This window comes from Pseudomonas edaphica (assembly GCF_005863185.1).
Classification (GTDB): domain Bacteria; phylum Pseudomonadota; class Gammaproteobacteria; order Pseudomonadales; family Pseudomonadaceae; genus Aquipseudomonas; species Aquipseudomonas edaphica.
In genome coordinates this window covers 1-2,007 of record NZ_VBVZ01000861.1, presented here as the reverse complement: position 1 = coordinate 2,007, position 2,007 = coordinate 1, and the positions used below count along the sequence as shown (strand labels likewise).

The window sequence follows — 2,007 nt, the reverse complement described above, 5'->3', positions numbered from 1 at the left end:
TGTGTATAAGAGACAGCTGTTTATTTAGGCCCAACACACCCGTGCCGGACGCGGCAAACCGCACCTCCAGGTCCTTGATCTGCAACAGGCTCATGGGTGCTCTCCCAGCGGATAGTGGCAGGCTACGCGCGCACCTTCGGGCAGCACCTCAGTACACAACGCCGCCACTTGCGGGCAGCGCGGGTTGAATCGGCAACCGTCGGGCAAGGCATCCAGTAACGGCGGCTGGCCAGGGATGGTGCGCAGCAAGGCGTGGCCGCTGCTGTGGGCGGGTTGGCAATCGATAAGGCCAGCGGTGTACGGGTGTTGTGGATGGGCCAGCACGTCGTATTTGCTCGCGTGCTCGCACAGGCGTCCGGCGTACATCACCGCGATGGAATCACAGGTCTGCGCCACCACGCCCAGGTCATGGGTGATCATGATGATCGCCAGGCCACGCTGGTCTCGCAGCTCCAGCAGCAGGCGCAGGATCTGCGCCTGCACCGTCACATCCAGCGCGGTGGTCGGCTCGTCGGCAATCAGCACTTGCGGGTTGCAGCCCAGGGCCACGGCGATCATCGCGCGCTGGCGCATGCCGCCGGAGAACTCATGGGGGTAGTTGTCGACCCGCGCCTTGGGATCGGGAATACCGACCTGGCGCAGCACCTCGATGGCTTGCAGGCGCGCATCTTTTTTCGACGCACCCTGATGCAAACGGATGCCTTCGGCGATCTGCTCGCCGATGCGCATCAACGGGTCAAGGTGACTGCTGGGGTTCTGGAAAATCATGCCCAGTTGCCCACCGCGCACGGCGCGCATGCCAGCCTCATCAAGTTGCAACAGGTCGCGACCGGCCAGGCGCACAGCGCCGCCTTGCACCCGCAGGTTGGGCGACGGCAACAGGCGCATCAGGCCGCGACAGGCCAGGGTTTTGCCCGACCCGCTTTCACCCACCAGGCCGAGGATTTCACCTTCGGCCAAATCAAAGGACACACGATCAACCAGCGTGACCTCTCGCCCACCATTGTTGGCGATCACGCTGAGGTCCTGCACGTGAAGCAGGCTCATGAACGATCCCCCAATACTTGCGCCACACCATCGGCGAGCAGGCTGAAACCCATGGCCAGGGTCACAATGGCCAGGCCCGGGAAGGTGCAAAGCCACCAGGCTGTGGTGATAAACGCCTGCCCTTCGGCGACCATCGTGCCCCACTCCGCCGTCGGCGGTTGCACGCCCAGGCCCAGGTAGCTCACGGCGGCGCCGTTGAGCAGCACCAGCACGGCGTCGGACATCGAAAACACAATCGAGCCAAACATCGCGTTGGGCAACAAGTGCCGGAACAGAATGCGCCCATGGCCAAAGCCCAGGCTCTTGGCGGCCAGGGCGAAGTCGCTTTCCTTGAGCACCAGGATCTGCGAGCGGATCAACCGCGCATACGACACCCAGCCCACCAACGCCATGGCGATATAAAAACTCTGCAAGCCCGGCCCGAGGATGGCCATGATCGCCAGCATCAACACCAGGAACGGGAACGCCAGCACCACGTCGATCACGCGCATGCACACGCTGTCGAAGCGCCCGCCGATGTAGCCGGAAACAGCGCCGATAAAAGTGCCGATCAGGAACGGGAAGATCACGCCGATAACGGCCAGTTGCAGGTCAATCCGCGCGCCCCAGATCACCCTCGAAAGGATGTCTCTGCCGTAGTTATCCGTGCCAAATGGATGGGCAAGGCTGGGCGCCAGCAAACTCAGATCGGTGTTCTGCGCAATCGGGTCATACGGCGCGAGCCACGGCGCGAACAACGCCAGGGCCAACCACATAAACAAGATCAACAGCCCCCACGCAGCGGTCAGCCGGCCGTTGCGAAAACCAAACCGCAGGCGCAAACGCCACGGCGCAATCAGTGGTCGGCTGCTCATTGCATCTTCACCCGTGGGTCGAGGGCCACGGTCGCCACGTCCGCGACGAAGTTGACCACCACCGTCGCACACGCCAGCACCATCGCCACGCCCTGCACCACCATGT

At 63.3% G+C, this 2,007-nt stretch carries 2 protein-coding genes and 1 pseudogene; all 3 read right to left on the bottom strand.

The features are described 5' to 3' along the window. Nucleotides 1–90: 90 nt before the first annotated feature. Nucleotides 91–1,047 (bottom strand): ABC transporter ATP-binding protein, encoded by a 957-nt coding sequence (locus FEM54_RS31430; RefSeq protein WP_138454157.1) that lies wholly within the window; start codon nt 1,045–1,047, stop codon nt 91–93. Further along, nucleotides 1,044–1,901, bottom strand: a complete 858-nt coding sequence (locus FEM54_RS31425; protein WP_017136112.1) for an ABC transporter permease — start codon at nt 1,899–1,901, stop codon at nt 1,044–1,046. Before FEM54_RS31425 ends, FEM54_RS31430 begins: the two co-directional genes overlap by 4 nt. After that, nucleotides 1,898–2,007, bottom strand: a pseudogene (locus tag FEM54_RS31420) (ABC transporter permease); the annotation flags it as partial. The pseudogene FEM54_RS31420 and the gene FEM54_RS31425, both read right to left, overlap by 4 nt.

Coding starts and splice junctions, on each gene's coding strand:
- FEM54_RS31425 (WP_017136112.1), bottom strand. CDS start 1,901: ATGAGCAGCCGACCACTGATTGCGCCGTGGCGTTTGCGCCTGCGGTTT.
- FEM54_RS31430 (WP_138454157.1), bottom strand. CDS start 1,047: ATGAGCCTGCTTCACGTGCAGGACCTCAGCGTGATCGCCAACAATGGT.